The 18,992-nt window shown below is 41.8% G+C and carries 15 protein-coding genes; 7 read left to right on the top strand and 8 right to left on the bottom strand.

Annotation, left to right across the window (positions count from 1 at the left end):
- Positions 1 to 139: 139 nt before the first annotated feature.
- Entirely contained in the window at positions 140 to 1,693 is a 1,554-nt protein-coding gene (locus tag PZB74_RS22590; protein WP_302239728.1) for a DUF6770 family protein, read from the bottom strand.
- Between the two features lie 17 nt (positions 1,694 to 1,710).
- Positions 1,711 to 3,102: a M48 family metallopeptidase gene (locus PZB74_RS22585; RefSeq protein WP_302239726.1), complete on the bottom strand. Its 1,392-nt coding sequence runs from the start codon at positions 3,100 to 3,102 to the stop codon at positions 1,711 to 1,713.
- A gap of 609 nt (positions 3,103 to 3,711) precedes the next feature.
- Between PZB74_RS22585 and PZB74_RS22580 the strand changes: the two genes are divergently transcribed.
- The 4 genes from PZB74_RS22580 to PZB74_RS22565 all read left to right on the top strand — a co-directional run bounded on the left by PZB74_RS22580 (position 3,712) and on the right by PZB74_RS22565 (position 8,121).
- On the top strand, positions 3,712 to 4,320 hold the full coding sequence (locus tag PZB74_RS22580; protein ID WP_302239724.1) for a fumarylacetoacetate hydrolase family protein: 609 nt from the start codon (positions 3,712 to 3,714) through the stop codon (positions 4,318 to 4,320).
- Complete coding sequence (locus PZB74_RS22575; RefSeq protein ID WP_302239722.1) at positions 4,307 to 6,232, top strand: M23 family metallopeptidase; 1,926 nt, start codon at positions 4,307 to 4,309, stop codon at positions 6,230 to 6,232. Before PZB74_RS22580 ends, PZB74_RS22575 begins: the two co-directional genes overlap by 14 nt.
- Before the next feature lie 167 nt (positions 6,233 to 6,399).
- Complete coding sequence (locus PZB74_RS22570) at positions 6,400 to 7,116, top strand: YdcF family protein (protein ID WP_302239720.1); 717 nt, start codon at positions 6,400 to 6,402, stop codon at positions 7,114 to 7,116.
- A gap of 102 nt (positions 7,117 to 7,218) precedes the next feature.
- Positions 7,219 to 8,121 carry an MBL fold metallo-hydrolase gene (locus tag PZB74_RS22565; RefSeq protein WP_302239718.1) on the top strand — a complete coding sequence of 301 codons (903 nt, stop codon included), beginning with the start codon at positions 7,219 to 7,221 and terminating at the stop codon, positions 8,119 to 8,121.
- Here PZB74_RS22565 and cydB read toward each other — a convergent pair.
- Genes cydB through PZB74_RS22550 form a run of 3 tightly spaced genes read right to left on the bottom strand, consistent with a single transcriptional unit; the run spans position 8,118 to position 10,811 of the window.
- Positions 8,118 to 9,194, bottom strand: a complete 1,077-nt coding sequence (gene cydB, locus PZB74_RS22560; protein WP_302239717.1) for a cytochrome d ubiquinol oxidase subunit II — start codon at positions 9,192 to 9,194, stop codon at positions 8,118 to 8,120. The two genes, PZB74_RS22565 and cydB, sit on opposite strands and share 4 nt — an antisense overlap.
- A 14-nt stretch (positions 9,195 to 9,208) precedes the next feature.
- Positions 9,209 to 10,603, bottom strand: a complete 1,395-nt coding sequence (locus PZB74_RS22555) for a cytochrome ubiquinol oxidase subunit I (protein WP_302239715.1) — start codon at positions 10,601 to 10,603, stop codon at positions 9,209 to 9,211.
- Positions 10,587 to 10,811 (bottom strand): hypothetical protein, encoded by a 225-nt coding sequence (locus PZB74_RS22550; RefSeq protein ID WP_302239713.1) that lies wholly within the window; start codon positions 10,809 to 10,811, stop codon positions 10,587 to 10,589. The genes PZB74_RS22555 and PZB74_RS22550 overlap by 17 nt, the downstream gene beginning before the upstream one ends.
- Before the next feature lie 116 nt (positions 10,812 to 10,927).
- Here PZB74_RS22550 and PZB74_RS22545 point away from each other — a divergent pair, with 116 nt between their 5' ends.
- On the top strand, positions 10,928 to 11,419 hold the full coding sequence (locus PZB74_RS22545) for a metallophosphoesterase family protein (RefSeq protein WP_302239711.1): 492 nt from the start codon (positions 10,928 to 10,930) through the stop codon (positions 11,417 to 11,419).
- Positions 11,420 to 11,509: 90 nt separating this feature from the next.
- Here the strand turns inward: PZB74_RS22545 and PZB74_RS22540 are convergent, their stop codons facing one another.
- The 3 genes from PZB74_RS22540 to PZB74_RS22530 all read right to left on the bottom strand — a co-directional run bounded on the left by PZB74_RS22540 (position 11,510) and on the right by PZB74_RS22530 (position 15,115).
- Positions 11,510 to 11,665, bottom strand: coding sequence for a hypothetical protein (locus PZB74_RS22540; protein ID WP_302239709.1), 156 nt, complete (start codon positions 11,663 to 11,665; stop codon positions 11,510 to 11,512).
- An 84-nt stretch (positions 11,666 to 11,749) separates the two neighbouring features.
- On the bottom strand, positions 11,750 to 12,733 hold the full coding sequence (locus PZB74_RS22535) for a DUF4249 domain-containing protein (protein WP_302239707.1): 984 nt from the start codon (positions 12,731 to 12,733) through the stop codon (positions 11,750 to 11,752).
- A 3-nt stretch (positions 12,734 to 12,736) separates the two neighbouring features.
- Positions 12,737 to 15,115 (bottom strand): TonB-dependent receptor, encoded by a 2,379-nt coding sequence (locus PZB74_RS22530; RefSeq protein WP_302239705.1) that lies wholly within the window; start codon positions 15,113 to 15,115, stop codon positions 12,737 to 12,739.
- 291 nt (positions 15,116 to 15,406) lie between these two features.
- On the opposite strand from PZB74_RS22530, the gene PZB74_RS22525 reads away from it, so the two are divergent.
- The gene (locus tag PZB74_RS22525) at positions 15,407 to 17,605 is read left to right on the top strand and encodes a hypothetical protein (RefSeq protein WP_302239703.1); all 2,199 of its coding nucleotides are present in this window, start codon (positions 15,407 to 15,409) and stop codon (positions 17,603 to 17,605) included.
- A complete protein-coding gene (gene hisS, locus PZB74_RS22520; RefSeq protein ID WP_302239702.1) occupies positions 17,598 to 18,971 on the top strand; it encodes a histidine--tRNA ligase in 1,374 nt (457 codons plus the stop codon). Before PZB74_RS22525 ends, hisS begins: the two co-directional genes overlap by 8 nt.
- Positions 18,972 to 18,992 lie beyond the last annotated feature (21 nt).

Raw genomic sequence — 18,992 nt, 5'->3', positions numbered from 1 at the left:
AGTTTAAAAAATATTGTTGTAATAGAACTAACTAAGAGAAAGGCCAATAGGTTAGTTAGGACTTAGAAAGAAATAGCTTCGCGTTAAAATAAAAAAGCGACCCTCATAAGAGTCGCTTCTAAAAAGTAATATTTTCTCTTTAATAATTGAGCTTTTCCAGACGCATATCCAGCTTTTTGTCTTTAGCATAATACTCTGAAACCAGTACGTATCCATGCTTGGCCTTAACCACACTTATGCGGTCAGATTCTGTATTCAGCTTAAGCTTGTCTACATAATATTCATTATTAGTGTTGGAAATGGCTCCGAAGGTAAATCCATTTTTCTCTCCTTTTCTTTTTTCATAATTGAGGTATCCGCTCGTCAAAGTTTTGTGATCTTTACTCATTTGAGAGAAGATATAGTCAAAACCACCAATAGACTTAACATAATGGCCTAAGAGGATAGTATTAACCATTCCATAACCGGGAGGTAGGGTAACCGAACGGCTGTCTTTCTCAAAAAACTTTACATTTTTTAGCGTAAAATCTGGTTCAAACTCAAAGAATACCATATCACCTACAACAATTTTAGCTACAGAGGCACCTCCCCCCAAAGCGGCTACCGCAATACCTACTCCATCGGCAGCTTTTCTGTACTGCTCTGCAATGGCGTAGATGCTCCCATCTGCGTTTTTTCTAATTGAGTGGAAGTATAAGTAGCCCATGTCATCTATTTTTCCTTTATGGTTTATCGGTAAAAATTTAGATACGTCCTGTGTCCATGAAATATACCTTTCAGAGGTAAAATTACCCTCATGATCCATAGATAAGGTAAACATCCCGAGGCTATTAGATTTAAACATTTTATCGTCCAGATCGTGATATTCGCCAAATAGTACAGTGCCTTTACTATCTTCGTCGTAGTAAGAGTTTAATACTTTAAGAGAATATTTATTGCCCTCCAGCTTTTTCTCAAATAGTTTTTTGCCGCTGCTAAGTTCCAGTCCCATAATGTAAGGAGTAGCATCTTTACTAAAGATTGATGACTTCTTTAAAACCATGCTGATGAGCATTTCTGGAGTTATAGTTGCCATAGATGCCCCCTCAATTTCTTTAGAGTCTGAAGGTGAACGGAACGTCCAGGCTTTATGACCTTCTTCAGGGAAAAACTCAATCGCGTAGCCAATCTTACGCTGATCGGCAGTGCTGTAGTTTACAAATCCCATATTAGGGATAGCATGTAATTGATTGGGTATTCCGGTATTATTTACCACCCCCTGATAGTAATTGGACACATCATACTTAGATTCTACTTCCTGACTGGTTTTGCTGATCAGTTTGCCTTTGGTATCATACTGGTGAAAAATTACAGTTTTATCTTTAACATGATAAAGCTTCATCATGATACTTTTACCATTGAAAGTACCTTCCAGAAGAGAAAGATATTTAGAACCGGTTATTTTTTGTGTTCCTACTTCATTCAGGTTCTGATCCAGTATTCGGAGTTGGTAAGCAACCGTCTTCCGGTCAATGTTATCAGTTTTGTAAAACATGTAATAGCCCCTGACCTCTTCGTTCTCTACGATAGGTCCCATGTTTTTTAAGTTAACCGTTAAAAGGTCATCAAATGCTTTGCTTTGTCCGCAAACGAGCGTGTTTACAGCAAAAAGCAGATAAATGCATAGGCATTTAGTCAAAGTATTCGCTTTCATTGGAAATAAAGGGTTAGTTAATTCTGGTTTATTTGTTTGAGGTATTTCCCGTTAGGAAATTGTTTTTTATACAAATCTTTTAAAGAAGTGTTTGAGGGTTCTATTCCAGCTATTCTGCTACAAAGAATGTAGCTGTATAAAAACTCTTCATCGTAATGGTGCAGCCTGCTCTGGTTCTCAGCATAATGAAATGCGACCCTTGCTATTTCTGAGAGTCTGAGATTGGCGACGAAATTCAAAAGTTGGTTATAGCCATCAGTGAAGTAGGGTGAAGGCATATCTACAAATTCATTGAAAGTGTGATTTTTTTGAGCCTGATAAATCTGATAAAGACTTTTGTTAACTACCGTATGCAGATAGCTCTGCTCAGGAGTTGATTGTAGCATCGCCAGGGCCAGGTACAGGCTTCTGCTGTACCTTTGTAGCTGATACTCACTTTCTATAAGTTCGTTTTGGCATATGGCTTTCAGCTTATTGAATTGAGAGCTGTCTGCTATATAATGCTTTCTGGAAATGGATGAGAGTGAGCGTATTTCTTCTTTGACCCAATTGATTCTTCTTGTGCAGTCAGGGTGAGTTTTCAAAGAATCTGCCTCAAACTCATTGATTTGGTTAAAGCCAAAACTGAGGTTTTGCTCATCCATTAGCCACTCTTCTTTAAAAGGATAGGCCTCAGCATGAAAGGTGCTTTTAAGGTCAGGAACGGCCAAATTTGTATGCCGATCAATAGTATCTAATAAGGCTAGTGTAGAAATACTGTGAGAAGGCGAATAGCGGCTTTTTTGTAAAAAATGCAATGCCAGAGAGTCAGCACTTTTTTCGTGCTGTCGGCTATGCCTGCCTTGCTGATAAGCCAGGTTTTTTAGTACCGCCATAGCTTCTGCCTTCTGATTATACTTTTGCTTAGAGGCTTTCTTAAGTCTTTTGCGTGTATAATTGCTGTTGTAAGCTTCTATATGACGAGCAATAGCCTTATTCACATGATTGAGGTAGTGGTGAGCCAGCTCATGACTTAAAACGAAAGCCACTTGACCTTCATTTTGCAGTTTATGAATAAGCCCCAGATTAAGAACTATAGTGCCTTCGCCCAGGCAACTTGCGTTAGGTTGTGGGTACCTGCTGATAAGAAGACGGGGGGAAGGCTGATTCAGCTCTGGATTTGAGGCTAGCAAATGCTGAAAAATCTCCTGAAAGTAGGGGTTTAATCTTTCGTCAGATACAAAGTGACGCGCATTTATCTTAGCATGCAAGTCGTAATAACGCTGCTTATATACTTCCGCAAACTGATTCTCTAAAGGCCCGGAGAGCTTAGCAATATCATATTGTAAACGCTTTTCAGTTTCTTCTAAAAGTAAGTGATTGTACAGGCTATCGGACTTTAGAGGCTGGTAGCTTTGTTGGGCCTGCATATTCGTCTGGCATATCAATACACATACAAATAAGAGGGAGAGCCGTAGAATAGCCTTCATAGACAAAAATGAACTGTAAAAGACAATATTTTAATAGAAAAATTATATGGGTGCAAGCTAGTACTTAATTATATAGCTCAGGATTAAGGTATTAGTATTAACTTACTTGAGTGTATTTTTTATATTTATTGTGAATAACACTTAAATGTATGTTTGGGAAGCGGGTGAAATTCTACGTGAGAAGTGAATGAGAGGTGCTTACTTAACTTATATGAATACCTAAAGACGGAGAATTAGCTTGGTATGCGTAAGGACATACAAATAATTGTTTTGTGTCGTTTAATAACTTACCTGCGTCAAGCAAAATTTCTACAAATAACATATGGCAGTAGCGCGTATGTATACCGAGCTTTAGCGGCTATAAGAAGCAGTCGCCTGAGTATAACAAACTGAACCTAATTGTATAAAGTATTCGCTCATTGAGCAGAAGGTGATAATTGAGGTAAATTATATTTATAAAAAACAAATTTGTCACCCCTGTAGGGTCTTGCTTTTCATCCTTAGTGTTCGCTATTTTTAAAATTTAAGAATTACCATTAAAGCACCTTTATGAAAATACTAGCTATCGGCCGTAATTATGCTGAACACATCAAAGAATTGAACAATGAGAGCTCTGGAGAGCCCGTTGTTTTTATGAAACCAGACACAGCATTACTAAAAAATAATGATCCGTTTTACTATCCTGAGTTTTCGCAGGACATACATTTTGAGGTAGAAATCCTACTAAAAATTTCAAAAGAGGGTAAGTACATACAAGAGAAGTTTGCTCACAAATATTACGAAGAAATAGGAATAGGTATTGACTTTACGGCTCGGGATTTGCAACAAAAGGCAAAAGAAAAAGGCTTGCCCTGGCTTTTAGCTAAGGGGTTCAATGGCTCTGCGCCCATTTCTGAGTTTGTATCTAAAGATCAGTTTGATATGGAAAATCTGAACTTTAGCCTCAAGCTGGATGGAGAACGCAGGCAGGAAGGGAATACCAGTATGATGCTGTTTAAGTTTGATTATCTGGTTAGCTACCTTTCCCGCTATTTTACCCTAAAAAAAGGTGATATAATTTTTACTGGTACTCCCAAAGGAGTAGGGCCTATCCAAAAAGGCAACGTCTTAACGGCATATATAGAAGATCAAAAACTGTTGGAGTGTGAAATTAAATAAACTGACATTACTGCTAGCTTTACTGTTAACATCAACTGTATTCGTTTCTACCACACTGGAAGATGACTATTATGTTTTTCCGATTAACCCGGGTAAGCGTAATTACCTTTCTGGTAATTTTTGTGAGTTACGCAGCTCACATATGCATGCCGGGCTGGACATTAAAGTAGGTGGGGTAGTTGGAGCGCCGGTACATGCCGCTGCAGAAGGATATGTGAGCCGCATTAAAATCTCCTGGGGAGGCTATGGTAATGCCCTTTACTTACAGCACCCCAATGGTACCACTACAGTATATGCGCACTTAGATCAGTTTAATGATAAAATTGCTGAGTACGTACGAGAAGCCCAGTACCAGCAAAAAACTTTTGACATTGAGCTTTTTCCCGACAAAGAAGACCTTCAGGTAAAGCGTGGAGAAATAATCGGAAAAGCCGGTAATTCAGGTTCCTCCGGTGGACCTCATCTCCACTTTGAAATAAGGGGTGCTAATCAGGTTCCTATGGATCCGCTACAATTTAATTTTTCAGAAATTGTAGATAATTTGGCTCCTTATGTGCGTAAAGTTGCTTTAGTAACTTTAGATAAAGACGCTAGAATTAACGGGCAGTTTGGGCGCTTTGAGTTTCCTGTTCGTAGCAATGGCAACCAGTACGAGGTAAGCGAAAACATTCGGGTGCATGGTAAGGTAGGTATAGAGTTAGCCGCATACGATAGGGCTGATGGTGTCAGAAATATTTATGGCGTTACTTCTACCGAAATGTCTTTTGACGGAGAGCCTTATTTTAGCTACCTCACAGATAAACTTGCCTTTGGTTATGCTAAAAATATTCATGTGTTTACCAATTATGAAGAGCGCTATCGCCAGGATAGAACCTTTTACAAACTTTATGTAGATGATGGTAACACTCTGCCCCTTTATAAATCACTAAAGAACAAGGGTAAGCTGAATATTCAGGATAATGAGCAGCACAGGGTAGATGTAAAACTGATTGACCACTATGGAAACAGCAGTAGCTTAAGGTTATCTTTGAAAGGCAGTGCTCCCCAGCCCGAAGCAAACTTTAAGGTGCGATATTTTAGCAAGCCTTACAATCAGCAGAACTATCATGTAAGAGGGAACACATTGCAGCTGTTTGCACCTGCCGACAAAGATCCTGAAGGAGTGTATGAGCGTAAGCTGGCCAAGTTCTTTGCAAACCGCATGGGTTATGAAGAAGCTCCGGCCTATGTTGTTAATGATATGGCTATTTACCTTTGGGATCTTCGCCGAGGTATGCCCGACTCTGTTGACCTTTGCGGGAGCACACAGAAATTTCCGCTTAAAATGAAGGTGCCGGCATACAATGCTTTCAGCTTTTATCAGCCAGAAATGGATATATACTTTTCTAAATCCACACTTTTTGATACGCTCTATCTTACGACGGACTATCAGGTAGATGCAGATAGAGAGATATTTACAATACACGAAGATCATACTCCCCTGAAAAGCAGTATAAAGGTGAAACTGAAACCAAAAATGTTGCCTCCGGGGCCCAAAAAGAAAACCAGTGTATACCGACTGACCACTTCCGGCGATCTTAGTTACGAAGGTGGGGAGTGGAGTGGAAACACAATCTCTTTTAGTACACGTTCCTTTGGCGACTATGTGCTGGCCGCAGATACGCTCTCGCCGGTAGTTACTCCGATTAATGTGAACAATAGGCAGCTCAAATTTAAAATAGAAGACCAGATGTCTGGTATTAAAAACTATCAGATGTACGTGAATGGTAAATGGGTGCTTATGCGCTACGATTATAAATGGGACGTAATATGGACAGAGTCTGATGATGATAGGGCAGAACTCAGCGGAGAGTATAAACTATTGGTAGAAGATAATGCCGGTAACGAAAAAGTCTTTGAGGGAAAAATATAGCGGCAGGCTAATGCTTATTTAAGTATGAAGTATGAAGTATAAACCACATAAAGATGTAATTGCCGTGATTGTTTTCGTCATCGTTTTTAGCATTCTTTGGCTTTTCTTTCGCTGATGGTTAATAATGTATGTTCTTTCTACTATCTAAAATAGTCTACTATTTACTTATGCCGGTCACATTAATTGTGCTGGCATTTTTGTTAAGCTGGGTTCTTAAAAAATATCGCAAGCTATTCTGGTACCTGGGTATGTTTATGCTTTTGCTGTTTACTAATCTGTTTATCAGCAATGCTATAATGCAGTGGTGGGAGGTAGATCCTACACCCATTGAGAGCTTACCAAAATATAAAGTTGGGATTGTCTTGGGAGGAATTACCAGCGACAAAGAACCCCGAGATCGGGTGCACATGACTGGCGAAGCCGATCGCTTACTACATGCGCTACAGCTTTATCGCGAAGGTAAAGTTGACAAAATATTATTAAGCGGTGGCTCAGGCAAATTGCTGGTAGATAGTGTATCTGAGGCTGAACTTCTCAAAAAAGTGCTTGAACTGAGTAAAGTACCTAAGCGCGATATTCTGATAGAAAACCGTTCTAGGAATACCAGAGAGAACGCACTGTTTAGCGCTGAAATTCTGAACGAAAAATACCCGAACGAGACTTATCTGTTGATTACTTCAGCTACGCATATTAGAAGAGCCGAAGCCTGCTTTAGAAATGTAGGCTTGGATGTAGATACCTTTGGCGTAGGATTTAGGTCAGAAGAAACCAAATTTACCCCTGATGTGCTCATTATTCCTAGCTCCGCTGCTATTGGCCAGTGGGAAGTGCTAATTAAAGAAATGGTGGGCATTCTGGCCTATTCTATTGCCGGATACATATGAAGTCAGCACACTGGTGACTTTCTGTTGATTCTACCGTGAAGGCTTGGGAATGCTAGGGGAAAATGATAAATTCTTTTTTTTACGCATTAATCCTCATTTTTTATGATCAAGACGCTAGATCTAAACTTTTTAGGTATTGAGCGTGCTATTGCCGCCTTTATCGTAGACACTTCCGAAGGTCCTATACTCATAGAGAGTGGTCCTTATTCTACTTTTCCTGTGTTGGTAGAGCAAATTAAATCGTCTGGCTACCAGCCCGCTGATATCAGACATGTTTTTCTTACCCATATTCATTTTGATCATGCTGGCGCTGCCTGGGCTTTGGCCAGGGAAGGAGCTCAGGTATATGTCCACCCTTTCGGAGCCCGACATTTAGCTCACCCGGAGAAGCTTGTTAATTCTGCCCGACGTATTTACAAAGAAGATATGGACCGGCTCTGGGGCGATATGCAACCCATTCCGGAGGGTAGGCTGAGGTCCGTTGAGCACCAAGAGGTGATAAAGGTGGGCGATACCGAAGTGAAGGCCTGGCACACCCCCGGGCATGCGGTACATCATATAACCTGGCAGATTGGAGATCAGCTTTTTACCGGTGATGTAGCAGGAGTGCGTGTGCATCCTGAGGATCAGGTAGTGGAGCCTCCCTGTCCGCCACCAGATATCAATGTGGAAGATTGGCTGGACTCTATCAAAACCATTCGTGCGCTTAAACCCAAAGCGATGTATCTTACCCATTTTGGTAAAACGGAAGATATAGACTGGCATCTACAGGAACTAGAAAGAAGGCTTATGGAATGGAGCAACTGGATTAAAGAAAAAATGGAGGAAGGCAAAGAAGCAGAAGAGACTGTGCCTGAATTTAAAGCTTTTGTCGCTAAACAGCTACGAGATATGGGTATCAGCGAAACGGCCATCAAGCAGTATGAAGCTGCTAACCCCTCTTACATGAGTGTGTCGGGCTTAATGCGCTACTGGAAGAAAAAACAGGAAAGAGAGCAGTCCTAATAGCTGCTCTCATTTAGTTTGGTTTTGCCCCTGTATGTCCAGTAAATCAGAGATGTATAGGCAAATACAAAAGGAAAGCCCCATATAGCTACAAAAAACATAGTTCTAAGTGTGTATTCAGTAGAAGCTCCATTGTAGATATTTAAGTTAAAGTCTGGTGATAAGCTGGAGATCATCATGTTTGGAAAAATGCCTAGTGCAAACAGACCTATAATAGCACCGATGGTGCAGGCCGAGGAGATGAAAGTTTGCATAGGTTTGTCCTTTGCCAGTGTTCTGGGGATGTTGGCAATAGACAATAGGTTAAGCACCACAATCAACCAGGCAAGTATTGAAATAATAGTCTGGTTTTTCTCTACCAAAGCATGGTAAGCGCCAGGTAACTCTACCATACCAAACGAGAAGTTGGCTACCATCTCCGGCCTCAGGTAAAGCGTAGCCCCGGTAGTAATCAAAAACATAATCACGAAGATAAAATAGGTCCGTTTAATCCAGCCTTGTACCTGTTTTTGTAGCTCACCTTCTGTTTTAAGGTTTAGGTAAATAGCACCATGCATGGCAAACATAGAGAGGTTAAAAAAGCCTGTAAGAATGGTATAAGGAGTAATGAGGTCAAAGAAAGTTCCCTGATAAACCTTATCGGGACCAATAGAAAAACCAATGATTACATTTCCAATTGCTATCCCGAATAGTATAGCGGCTAACATAGACCCTATGCTGAAACTTCTATCCCAGGTATTGCGCCAAAGCCTGCTGGGCTCTTTACTTCTAAATTCTATAGAAACAGCTCTGAAGATGAGAGCAATCAGCAAAAGCATAAAAGGCAGGTAAAAGCCCGAAAAAGCGGTGGCATATACTTCGGGAAAGGCTGCGAAGAGTGCTCCGCCCGCAGTAATCAGCCATACTTCGTTACCATCCCAAACCGGACCAATGGAATTGAGCATAATACGACGGTCATGATCTCCTTTGCTAAACAGGTGCAGTATGCCTACTCCCAAATCAAAACCATCTAGTATGGCGTAACCTACCAGTAAAAGTCCAATGATGATGTACCAGATTACATTAAAGTCCATAGGGTGTAGTGCTTTTATTTAATAAATTTTTCCAAAGGATCCATGCGCTCTGCCCGATGCTGATAAGTTTCAGCACCATGTTCGTAATCTTCGGGGCCATGTTTAATTTCCCTGTCCAGCACATAGAGCCAGACAAAAAAGAGCAGGGTATATACTATAAAAAACAGGGTGAGGGAAATGAGCACTTCAGGAGCGGTTACTGACTTGGATAAGCCGTCGGAGGTACGGAGGAGATCCTGAACGAGCCAGGGTTGGCGGCCTCGCTCCGCGGATACCCAACCTGCCTGATTGGCTACTACCGGTAGAATAACCATAGGGATGAAAAGCTTCATGAGCCATCTGGTCTCAAATAGCTTTTTCCTGTATAGTAAGAACAGGCTCACCAGACTTAAAGCTATAAAAAGCATGCCCAGAGCCACCATTAAATGGTAAGTCTGGAAAACCTGTGCTACCGGAGGCCAGTCTTCTTCCGGAAACTGATCCAGTCCTATTACTTCAGCTTCAAAATCGTTGTATAGCAAAAAGCTAAGTAAGCCCGGCACTTCAATTCCATATGTTTTTCGTTCGTCGGGGTCTGTCCAGCCCACAATAGAGAGGGGGGCACTCTTTTGGGTTTTGTACAGCCCCTCAAAAGCAGCCAGCTTTGCGGGCTGGTATTCTCCTACCACCTGAGCGTGATAGTGACCAATGGCGGGTTGTATGAGGGCAGAAACAGCTGCTACTATTAACGCCAGCGTGAAAGAACGGTAAGCAAATTCCAGATTTTTCTTTTTAATGATAAAATAGGCGGCCACGCTCATGATCAGAAAAGCGCCCTGTATCCATGAGCCTACAATTACGTGAAAGAAGCGTACCATAGAAGAGGGGTTAAATACCACACCCCAAAAGTCGGTGATTACCGCACGGGTATAGCCATCAGCGGTGACTGCCAATTCGTAGGCTACCGGAGTTTGCTGCCAGGAGTTGGCCACTACAATCCAAAAGGCCGACATCATAGAGCCTAGCGCTACCATACAGGTAGCAAAAAGATGAACGCCGGGCTTTACTCTGTCCCAGCCAAAAAGCAGAATTGCCAGAAATCCTGACTCAAGAAAAAAAGCGAAGATGCCTTCTGCTGCCAGCGGCGATCCAAATATATCGCCTACAAAACGAGAGTAGGTAGCCCAGTTGGTACCAAACTCAAACTCCATTACTATACCAGTGGCTACCCCTACAGAGAAATTGGCAGCAAAAATCTTGATCCAGAATCGTGTGATAGATTCGTAAATCTTTTGTCGGGTAAAGAAGTAGAGAGACTCATAGATCACCAGCAGTAGTCCCATACCTATGCTAAAGGGCGGAAAAATGTAATGGAACATAATAGTGAAGGCAAACTGCAATCGCGATAAAAACTCAATGTCCAGATCCATGCTTAGCTTTTTTGTGACGTGTGTAAATGAGTATAGCCCCCAGGCTGAAACTCAGGCCGCAGATAACTTTGATAATTTTGGAAAATGCGAAACCCAGAATTTCGTCAGGGAATAGGGGTAGGGCAGTCATGAAGCGATAAAAAATCATGATAACGAAGACCAGGATAAACACTTGTTGTAAAGGAGAGTATTGTTTCAAGTGCTTCATAAAAGCTGCTCGTTAGAGGGGTGAAGCTACTGCGCAAAAGCGGAATAACAAAAACTCTTGGTAGAATTCTGTGAGCATTTGTAGTTTGCGTTTTTGCCATCTAAAACATTGCCTTTATGCAAATCTTACTTTTATCTGATACTCACAGTTATCTTGATGATGCCATACTCTCTTACTGTAAAGAGGCGGATGAAATCTGGCATGCTGGAGATATTGGCAGTTTTACGGTAGTACAGGAGTTAGAGCGCCTTAAACCACTTCGGGCGGTGTATGGCAATATTGATGGAGAAGATGTTAGACGTGCTTTTCCAGAAGACTTATGGTTTGAGGTAGAGGGGGTATTGGTCTGGATGACGCATATCGGGGGCTACCCTCCTCGCTACAATCAGAGAGTACGGAAAATACTAGAGCAAAAGCAAGCTGATATATTCATCTGTGGGCACTCGCATATTTTAAAGGTAGTAAAAGATGATAAGAGGGAAGAAATGCTTTGTCTGAACCCTGGCGCAGCAGGCAAACAGGGCTTTCACAAGGTGAGGACTATGCTACGCTTTCAGTTAGCAAACAAGAAAATAAGCAATATGGAAGTAATAGAGATGAAGCGCTAAAAAAAAGACACTCTGAAAAGAGTGTCTCAATGCTTGACAAAGGTATAAAAGTACCTTTTTCTATATGTTTAGCTTGAGTGTAGCTAATTATTATTTGCTTCCTTTTTTCTCAAACTCAGCTTTGATTGCTTCCACATCAATATTCTTGATAGGAGGCTGCTTAGTAAGCTGCTTGATGGTATCTTGTCTCTTCTTAGCTACCGCTTTATTTCTTAATCCTTTTCTTTTAAGTCTAGTAACACTCATGGCTTATATCTTAAAGTTTCTGGTTTCAATTCCGAAATTGAGGTGCGAATTTAGTAATTATTGATTACTAATAAAAGGATTTGGTTAGTCTTGCAGAGAAATAGTTTTTGCATCCAGGCTATATCCGGCAAAAATACCATATCCTCCTTCAATATTATTGTATACTGGTGCCGGTTCAGAGAAGGGATTCCCCTCTGTATCGTATTGTAAATCTATGGAGCGAAGATACTGGTACTGGCTTTTATTTAAAGAACGAAGCTGCAAGAGGTACTCATTTTCCTGCTCTTTATTAGAGTAATAAACAGAGCCATAGCTTTCTTCAAAATGAATAGTATAGGTTTTTCCGTTAAATATTTCGTCAGAAAACAGCAGTGAAGAACCTACATATCCAGAATCTTCAAAAAAATCATTCTCACTGACTACCGGGTCGTCGCTAGTGATGTACACTGGTATTGCATAGTCTACCGTATCATAGCCCTGATAGTTGCCCTCCTCGTCATACATTTCTACCACTTCCTGATAATAATGATACAGAACGATTTCGTAAAAGTTTTCTTCTTCGGGTGGATCACTTATACCGAGCCAGATATCATCCAGACTTACATACCGTTTAGTAACCAGGGAGTCGTTGTAGTCATAATAACTATCTTCGTAAACCGTAGTATCGTATTTGAGAGTATGAATAGGAACCACTACAGGAATGGTAGTGCTACTTTCTACAGAATTAAAATCAGGGTGAGAAGCTTTAAGCGTATAGGTGTTGCCAGCTTTAGGCTTGTAGTCAGTAGTGTATACACCACTAAGTGTGCTGGTACGGTTTGCTTCCAGCCTTGCTATCACCTGCCCGTCTTCTTCCAGCATAATTTCTGCTCCATCTACAGCTTCCAGCTGGCTATTACTAAGCACATACTTGCTACGAGATAAAAATACTTCTATATAAGCATCTTCATTAATAATCGAATTAAGTACCAGACGAGATGGCTCTTGAGGAACATCTATAGTCACGACAGACTCACATGCCATCAGCAGCATAATGAGTAGTAAATATATTTGGCACTTCTTATTCATACTTTAAAATTTAAAGCGATAACTAAATGATGGAATAATTGGGAACAGGCTAACCTGCCTAAACTCACCATACTGAGAATCGTAGTCCACATTAGCCAGATAGATGTAAAAAGGATTTTTTCTGCTATAGGCATTGTAAACACCAAAAACCCATGATCTTTCTCCCCAGCGGGTCTCTTTCTTGAAAGTAATGCTGGCATCCAGTCGGTGATAAGCCCTCATTCTATAACTGTTGCGTTCTCCATAATGGTTAATAGTTTGGTAGGGAGGGCTATCTAAATAACTGTCTCTGCTATATCCCAAGTATTTGGCATTGGGTAAAGTAATGGCATTGCCACTACCATATACCCAGGTGAATGATAAGTCTATATTCTCTTTCCAGTTGTATACTACCGCCAGGCTCAGGTCATGTCGGCGGTCGTATTTATAAGGGAAGCGCTTACCAAAGTTGAGTTCATCAAACTGGCGGTCGGTCCAGGAGAGGGTATAGCCTAACCACCCGGTAGTTCTGCCTTCTTTTTTCTGTAGTAGAACCTCCGCTCCATAGCTACGGCCATCACCTACAGCTACTTTAGTTTGCCAGTCTTTATTCACTTCAATAAAGCTAGCACCCTCACGGTATTCAATCAGGTTGTACATATTTTTGTAATATCCTTCCAGGCTCAGTTCATAACCGCCACTAAGATTTCGGGCTACGCCTAAGGCAAATTGCTGGGCACGTTGAGGACGCACATTTTCGGTAGCAGGCACCCATAAGTCTGTAGGTAAGCCAATCCCTGAATTGGTAAGTAGGTGAATAAACTGTGCCATGCGTACGTAAGAAGCTTTCACAGATGTTTGCTCATCAATGAGATATCGGGCTGCGAGGCGTGGCTGTAATGAGCTATAAAATTCATCACCTACCTTAAATCCAGAGAGGTGCAAACCCAGGTTAAATTTCAGACGGGTGCCAAGCTCTACATCATCTTCTATATAGGCTGCCAACTCCACCGCCTTGGTAGTTTGTGAGCCAATGAGGGTATCTATTTCATCTTCCTGATAGCTATCCTCAAATTTTAGATTCAGGGCACCGGGCCTGAAATGGTGGCGTATGGCATTGGCACCAAAGCGAACGTAATGCTGAGGGGAAGGAATGTAGTCAAAATCTATTTTAGCAGCATAATCTTCTATACCTGAAAGGTAGCGCGCCAGCCCCTGATCTACTAACTTGCCGGGCTGGTCGTTTTGTAGATATTCGTAACGGTACTCATCAGAAATATCAAAGCGGTAACGGCTATAAGTGAGTGTAGTATTGCTAAATAGCTTTGGCGTAAAGCTGTGGTTCCAGCGTAGGGCAGAGGTAATATTACCCCAGCGTAGGCCTGCCTCATTCTCGTCGGTTAGGGTTACTCCCTGTTGCTCATCTTCATATTTGTAGCGACCATAAAAGCGGTCATCACCAAGGTAGGCGCTCAGGAAAAGGCGATCTCGGTCAGAGAAGCGATGGTTTAGCTTCGCATTTACATCGTAAAAATAATAGCCTACCACCTCGTCACCATCAGTTTGTGCTTTAATTAGAGGCCTGGCCAGGAGGTCTATATACGTGCGCCTTCCAGAAATAATAAAGGATGTCTTATCAGTTTTGATGGGGCCTTCCAAAGTGAGTTTAGAGGCTACAATTCCGATAGAGCCTTCTCCATGAAACTCCTTCATATTTCCTTCTTTCATAGAAATATCTATAACCGAAGATAAGCGTCCACCATAGCGGGCAGGGAAGCCTCCTTTGATCAGCTGCACATTATTGATAGCATCGGCATTGAATACCGAAAAGAAGCCAAAAAGATGAGAAGCATTGTAGACAGGTACCCCATCCAGCAATATCAGGTTCTGGTCGGGACCACCACCTCGTACATAAATACCGCTGGTGCCTTCGTTGCCAGACTGTACACCGGGCAAAAGCTGTAGTGTCTTAAGTACATCAACTTCACCCAGCAGGGCGGGCAAACCTTTGATCTGTGCTATAGGTACAGAAATAGCACTCATTTGAGTGCTTTCCTGTATTTTCTCGCTAAGCGGCGCTGTTACTACTATCTCATCCAACAGGCTACTCTCACGGAGTTCTATATTAATTATTGTATCTTGCGTAAGCTTTAGCTCAAGCGCCTCAGACTGGTAGCCCACAAATGAGTATACCAAAGTGATAGAGTCAGCAGGCAGTGTAATACTATAAAAACCATAAGTGTTGCTGCTGGTACCTGCCAGACTTTTGGCATCTAGTACGTTGGCACCAATCAGGCTCTCGCCACTCTGGGCATCACGGATGTAGCCACTAAGTGTATATTTTTGAGAAAAAGTTAGCTGAGCTATGCAAACAAATGACACTAACAGGAGTAGTTTTTTCATAAATAGGAGGGGCAAAATAGGCTGTTAACTAGTAATGCTTGTTGTCAGGACACTAAAATTATCTACCTGGTTGTAATGCTAATCATTTTTGCATCAAATTTGAAGCCTTCCAAAAGTCTAATATTAGAAATAACGCTACAGGCTTTTCGTTGGGGAGGTGTAGCATCATGAAAATATAATATCAGGACAGACAGAATTAGTTTTTTATCATATTTGTGTGCAATATTTGCATTTAATTACTACTTGTTTTTGTTCTCTGAACAAATCTACAGAGTAAAATATTCTAAGGGTATGGATAGACATTTTTTAATAGTTTTTATACTACTTGTTTTTTCTTTTGCTAACCTGCAGGCGCAGGAAGAAGGAGAAATTTCTATAGAGTTTCCGGAGGGGCAGAAGTGGAATGAGATAGACGAAGGAGAGACTTTAGAATTTAAGCTAAGTGCCAGCGGTGGGCTTAGCGGAAATTATCGCTTCTCTGCTACCAGCGAAACCTCGCTCAACTTTCAGCTAAACGAGGATGGCTTTTTCCGCTGGAAACCAGAGTATGATCTGGTTACGCCCAGCCAACGCAAAAAAACATTTCCTGTGCTTTTTGAAGTAACCAATGAAGGAGGGCAGGTAACTACTCGGCAGGTAGAGTTTGTAGTAAAAAACCAGGCTCGTTTACCCTCTTTTTTCAATATTAAACCATTTTATATCACCTCTACCCAGCAAAATACCTATAAGCTTACCGTCAAAGAAGGTGAATTTGACTTCAGCATAGTTTCTGGTACTAAGCCTGAGGGTATGACTCTTAGTAAAGAGGGCGTGTTTAGTTGGAAGCCTAGTGCGGAGCAATTGGAATCTCTACAGAAGAACCCAATTACGGTAGAGTTTATGGCCGAAGATAAAGTCTATGGCGATAAGATTCCGGGGGAGCTGGAGGTGGCAGCGGACCTTAAGCCGGAAAAGCCAGTAGCCAAAGCGCCAGATCTTAAATTACTACTACCCAATAAAAGGGGCTGGAATGTGGTAAGCGAAGGTAATACGCTAACCTTTCAGTTAAGTGCCAGCGGAGGCAAAGACAAACAGTACACCTTTAATATGATCCAGGGTGCTCAGCAAGACATGGGCATTATCTTTGATGAGCAGGGCAATTTCTACTGGACTCCTTCTTATGATCTGGTAGACCGCCTGGAAGAAACCCAGACAGTACAGGTGATTTTTGAAGTAAATAACTCTTCGGGGCAAAGTGATCGTCAGCAGGTAGACCTTGTCGTTTACCATACTAACCGTCCGCCTGAAATTTCTGATCTCAAGACTTTTTATGTGCAGTACAATGTGCAGAATGTATACCAGCTCAATACAGGAAACGCCATTTCAGACCCGGATAATGACCCTCTTGTCTTTAAGCCTATTCTCGCTCAAATGCCTCAGGGTATGTCACTTTCCGGACAGGGAGAGCTTAGCTGGAAGCCCTCTTACGGGCAGTACACCCGTCTGCAAAAAGAGCCTATTCAGCTGGAGTTTATAGTGGAAGACCAACCTTATAAAGCTCAGAAAAAAGGAAAAGTAAAGATTGCGGTTACCCAGCAGGATCATCCGCCGGCTATTTCTATGGTGCCCAATCAGGATGAATTTAGCATTCGTGAAGATGAAGCGCTAAACCTTAAATTTTACCTCTCTGACCCCAATGGGGACCAGGATATTATGAGCTTTGATTTTGTGGCTGAAACTAATCGCATACCGCGCAGCTCCATGATCAAAAATGATATGACCCAGTGGGAGTTTATCTGGAGTCCGGGATATGACTTCTTTTTAGAACCTGGAATGAAAGATACGTATGAGATCACTTTCTTTGTGGTAGACCGTACTAACCAGCGCGCGCAGAGAACAGTAAGAGTAACGGTAGAAGATGCCGAGAACCTGGAAGAAAAAGACAGGCTGCTGTATAATCAATACCGCACTGGCTTGATACGAATATGGAACCTGATGGAGCAGCTGAAAGACAAACAGAAAGAGCTACAAAAGGAGTACAAGAAGGCGAAAAAGACCAAAAAGCATCGTGCTGTAACTACTGCATCTTTGGGAGCCATTACCGGTCTTTCACCTGTAGTACTGAGCGACAATCAGGATACCCAGAAATATGTGAGTGGGGTAGGAGGAACTACATCTATGACCATAGGTAGTCTGGAGGCCAGCAATGTGATTGGTAAAGACCCCAGCAGCGTGTTTGAGAAGTTAAGTTATATTACCCAGAAGCTGAACGATTTGGAAACTCAGGGTAACGTATTTGCCGGAAAGTACGCTCTCTCCAACAGTCGTAGAAGTGGTGGATTTAACGAAGACTTGAAGAAGCTTATCGTACTGATAAGTCTGAAAGACGTAACCACCCTGGAGCTGGATGCTACCTGGGAAAACCCTAAAAAACCAACTGACAAAAATATTCAGGATACTTTTAAAGACTTTAATCCTGATCCGGAGAAATCATCAATAATTAATGAGTAAGCAAAAGCCTAGCATTCCTAAAGGAACCCGAGATTTTGGACCGGCCGAGATGGCCAAGCGTAATTATATTCTTAATCATATACGAGAAGTATATCGCCGATATGGTTATCAGCAGCTGGAAACCCCCAGCATGGAAAACCTGTCTGTACTGACTGGTAAATATGGAGACGAGGGGGATCAGTTGCTTTTTAAAATCCTTAATTCTGGAGATTTTTTGTCCAAAACACGTACTACCGACTATGATAAGGGGGCAGCGAACCTTTTGCCCAAAATTGCTGAAAAAGGGCTTCGTTATGACCTTACGGTGCCTTTTGCCCGCTATGTGGTTATGAACCAGAACGAAATCACCTTTCCTTTCCGCCGCTTCCAGATACAGCCGGTTTGGCGTGCAGACCGTCCACAAAAAGGTAGGTATCGTGAGTTTTACCAATGCGATGCAGATGTAGTGGGTACAGACTCCTTAACCTGCGAAGCAGAAATAGTACTGATGATAGAAGAGGTTTTTCAGGCTTTGGGAGTAGTAGATATCAGCATCAAAATTAACAACAGAAAAATTCTTAGCGGACTGGTAGAAACGGTAGGTGCTGAAGGTAAAGAGAGTGATTTGCTGGTAGCTATTGATAAGCTGGATAAAATAGGTCAGGAGAAGGTATTGGCAGAGCTTGAAGAAAGAGGTTTTAGTAAAGAGGCGATAGAAAGTCTGCTACCTGTTTTTACCTTATCGGGTAGCAATCGGGAGAAGCTTCAAACAGTAAAAAATCTTCTGTCTCAGTCAGAAGAAGGACTACAGGGAGTAGCAGAAATTGAAGAAGTGATACAAAGAGTACAATTGATGGGCTCAGAAGCGGCTACTCTGGACTTTGACATCACCCTTGCCCGAGGCCTTTCGTATTACACCGGGGCTATTTTTGAAGTAAAAGCTAACAATGCTGTTATCAGTAGCAGCATCAGTGGAGGAGGACGTTACGATAATCTGACGGGTGTATTTGGTATGCCTGGTATGTCGGGAGTAGGCATCTCCTTTGGGGTAGATCGTATCTATGATGTTATGGAAGGGCTGGACCTTTTTCCGAAAGAAAATCTGGCGGCTACTCAGGTGCTATTTATTGCTTTTGATGATGAAACAGAAAAGCATGCACTTTCCCTATTAAGTCAGGTACGCTCAGCTGGTATCAGTGCAGAAATTTATCCAGATCGGGTTAAGCTGAAAAAACAGTTCGCTTATGCTGATAAAAAGGGAATACCCTATACAATTGTAATTGGCTCCGATGAGGTGCAAAAACAAGCTTATGGCCTCAAAAATTTGAAGACTGGGGAGCAGGAAGAACTTGATATAACACAAATTATTGAGCGCCTGAAGCAATGAAATTGAGACTTTAGCGTTGTA

The organism is Porifericola rhodea (genome assembly GCF_030506305.1).
Taxonomy (GTDB): domain Bacteria; phylum Bacteroidota; class Bacteroidia; order Cytophagales; family Cyclobacteriaceae; genus Catalinimonas; species Catalinimonas rhodea.
Note: the sequence above shows the minus strand (reverse complement) of the source record. Positions and strands in the feature narration are given on the sequence as shown.